Genomic DNA, 3,111 nt, shown 5'->3' with positions numbered 1-3,111 from the left:
TACCGTTACACCCGAAACCCGATGTACCTGGGTTTCTTGCTGATGCTTGTCGCCTGGGGACTTTTCCTGGGCAGTGTTTTTGCCGCCCTGCTGTTGCCGCTATTCATCATCTACATGAACCGCTTCCAGATCCTGCCTGAGGAACGGCACATGCGGGCATTGTTCGGGGAGGCCTACCTGCACTATATGTCTCAGGTCCGTCGGTGGCTTTAAGGTAGAGAAACTATGTGAAGTCGCGAGGAATCTTCAGGTCCCATTCGCGGGAAAAAATTCGTTTCTCACCTTCCCATGCATCCAGTTCCGCCCATACGTAAAAATTCTCTGTATCTGCCGTCAGTATGGTGTGTGTGCGCGTGTGAACGGACCAGTCACCCCGTTCAAAATGGCGTTCGGTTTTGGTCTCCCCCTTTGGCGAAGTGAAGTCGTCGTCCCGGTAGGTGTACCAGTTGCGTGTACAATCTGCGATTGTCATATCAATTTCGTCAATCCGGAACTCTCCAAGGTCCTGAATAACTTCCAGTATCGACAAATCCTCGGCCAGGTCCCGGTGCACCAGCCAATTGTGATGGGAGGGTTGAAGTCGTGTGATACCGATTGGCGGGGTGCCCTCCGGCGGCTCAAAACCTATGGCGGTATCTGTGTCGCTTATAGGTCGCACCGGTAGCTCCAGAAGGGAATTGCCGGAGCGAACAGTGAGTCGCACTGCTTCCGGGGGCGGCCATGCCAGCGCCCAATAGGAGGTGGAGATACTAAGGCGAAGCCGATGCCCCCGGGGGAATACCTGGGCGACATGATTCATTGGTATCCGAACCTGGAAGAATTCGCCGGGCACGAGTGCTTCTGGTCGGTCACTCCCCTGGCGGTGATTGAGATTCATAAGGCCGTAGGTCACCCGTGTAATCTTGTCATCCGGGGCTGCGTCAGACAGCCTTACGGCTACCATGGCTACCGGCTGGTTGCTGGCCACCTGTAGCTCCACTACCGGCGCGCCCAGAATTTCCAGGTCTTCTGTGAGCGGAGCACTCTCGAAAACCAACGCACCACCATCTTCCTCGCGCTGATCGTGAGGCAGGTCCGGGGCGGCAGTGTACGAACACCATTTGCCGGCAAACAGGCCCACACTGAGTGGAGACTGGATGGGCATGTCCACCTTCTCGCCTTTCTCACTCTGTCCTTTTTCCTCAACCAGCTGCCAGGGACCGAGCCTGAATTGGCGCGCGGTGATGCGTGGCGAGGGCCAGTTTGGCTCCGCAACCCAGCGGCCGGGCCGCTCACTATAGGATGTGGTGGGCGGTACACTGTCCTGCATCCAGGCGCGCAGCATGGGTTCGGCCATGATTCCGGTGTCGTGGCCTTTCAGCCAGTTATCCCACCAGCGTAACGTTTCCTGCAAAAAGCCGATCGCCGGGCCCGGAATGCCCTGGTGCGGATACTTGTGTCCCCAAGGCCCGATCAGCCCCTGGCGCGGAACGTCAAGGTGCTCAAGCAACCGGAAAATGGCATTGGTATAGCCGTCCGCCCAGCCGCCGACGGCCATAACCGGACACTGGATGGCAGTGTAATCCTCGCAGACGGATCCATGGTGCCAGTATGGGTCGCGACGCTGGTGCCGTAACCAGGTATTCAGCCAAAGGCCGCTGCCCTCCAGTCGTTCCAGCCACATGTCGCGCCAGCGCTCGCCCACAATTTCAGGGTCAGGCGGGCAGCTGTTCACTGAGAACATTGTTGTCGACTCGGAAAGATTGTCGGTCAGCAAGCAACCGCCCATGTAGTGCATATTGTCCGTGTACAGGTCATCGGTAGAGCAGGCAGTGACGATGGCTTTCAAGGCTTCCGGTCGCCGTGCCGCAATCTGCAGTGCGTTAAAGCCGCCCCAGGAAATGCCCATCATGCCGACATTGCCGTCGCACCAGGGTTGTTCGGCAATCCAGTGGATCGCCTGTAGTCCGTCATCCAGCTCTTGTTCCCGGTACTGGTCAATCATAACGCCATCCGAGTCGCCACTACCCCGCAAATCCACCCGCACACAGGCGTAACCGTGCCCGGCCAGGTAGGGGTGGGTAATGGCGTCCCGGGCGCGTGTCAGGTCCCGTTTGCGATAGGGGATATATTCTACGATGGCTGGTACCGGGTGATGCCAGGCCGATAGTGGCCGCCATAGGCGCGCTGCCAACCGACTGCCATCAGCCAGAGGAATCCAGACGTTTTCAACCGTTTCGATTCTGTGGGGCAGGGAATCGGGATGCACTGTGGTAAGGCTCATGCTGACGCCTCCTCATCCACAGGTTCAAGTTCGAAGGGTAACAATTCCACGGCCCGATGATATTTTTCCAGCATCTCGTGGGTAGTCTGTGCGGCGACATGCACCTCTGCCAATACATAGCTATAGGCATCCTGATCGATTAGCGATGACAGTCGCTGGCCTTTTTTCAGTTTGAGGATGACATCCGTATCAGACTGTTCCTTCAGTAAAAGGTCCAGATCCTTTTTGGTCGGCACCCGGATTGCTACTGCGTCATCCTGGGTATAATGCCGCAGCAAAAATTTGGCGGCATGTTTATATGGCCCCTTGCCTTCAACAAAGTGTGGCTCATCGCCGACCGCCACATGCACGGCAATCTCGTGATTCGACATGCCGTCAACTTTTTCGAACTGGTAAGAGTGGGACTGGGAGATGCGTGGATTGATCTCAATGATCTGAAGTTTGTCGGTGTCCCTGTCCCAGAAAAACTCCATGTTGAAACAGCCATTATCGAACCCGATATGTTGCAGTACGCGCTCGGCCACATCGATGGCACGTTGCTGTACCCGCTTAGGGGCCTTTGAAGGGTATTCGTAGCGCAGGAAACTCTTGTGATTGTGATCGCGCACCATATCGATCATGCCGTGAACACGATAACGGCCATGCTGAATGCTTCCCTCCGGCGCAATTTCAAGGCCGTGGATCAGTTCCTCGGCGATCAGATAATTGCCACTGATACCGGCGATTGCCTTGGGCAGCCGGGCTTTGGCAAGAATCGCATTGAACGGGTCGCCCAGCCGGTGAATGCGCTCACGTACGATGCCTATGGCCCGGTGAAAATCCCCTGCATCATTGATGCGAAAGCCCAG

3 protein-coding genes are annotated in these 3,111 nt (G+C 56.6%); 1 reads left to right on the top strand and 2 read right to left on the bottom strand.

Translation table 11 applies throughout. The annotated features are described in order from the left end of the window. On the top strand, positions 1-213 hold a 213-nt coding region (locus RI563_RS12975; protein ID WP_310694804.1), incomplete at its 5' end, for an isoprenylcysteine carboxylmethyltransferase family protein. A 10-nt stretch (positions 214-223) separates the two neighbouring features. Here RI563_RS12975 and RI563_RS12970 read toward each other — a convergent pair. Both RI563_RS12970 and RI563_RS12965 read right to left on the bottom strand, forming a co-directional pair. Next, on the bottom strand, positions 224-2,263 hold the full coding sequence (locus RI563_RS12970) for a CocE/NonD family hydrolase (RefSeq protein ID WP_310694803.1): 2,040 nt from the start codon (positions 2,261-2,263) through the stop codon (positions 224-226). Next, positions 2,260-3,111, bottom strand: an 852-nt coding sequence (locus RI563_RS12965; RefSeq protein ID WP_411293587.1) for an acetyl-CoA carboxylase biotin carboxylase subunit family protein, incomplete at its 5' end; no start/stop codon positions are given. The genes RI563_RS12970 and RI563_RS12965, both read right to left, overlap by 4 nt.

Origin of the sequence: Thiohalophilus sp. (assembly GCF_031581315.1) — a bacterium.
In the GTDB taxonomy this organism is placed as follows: Bacteria; Pseudomonadota; Gammaproteobacteria; order UBA6429; family Thiohalophilaceae; genus Thiohalophilus.
The sequence above is the reverse complement of the archived record's forward strand: the minus strand, read 5'-3'. Positions and strand labels throughout refer to the sequence as shown.

Coding starts and splice junctions, on each gene's coding strand:
- RI563_RS12970 (WP_310694803.1), bottom strand. CDS start 2,263: ATGAGCCTTACCACAGTGCATCCCGATTCCCTGCCCCACAGAATCGAA.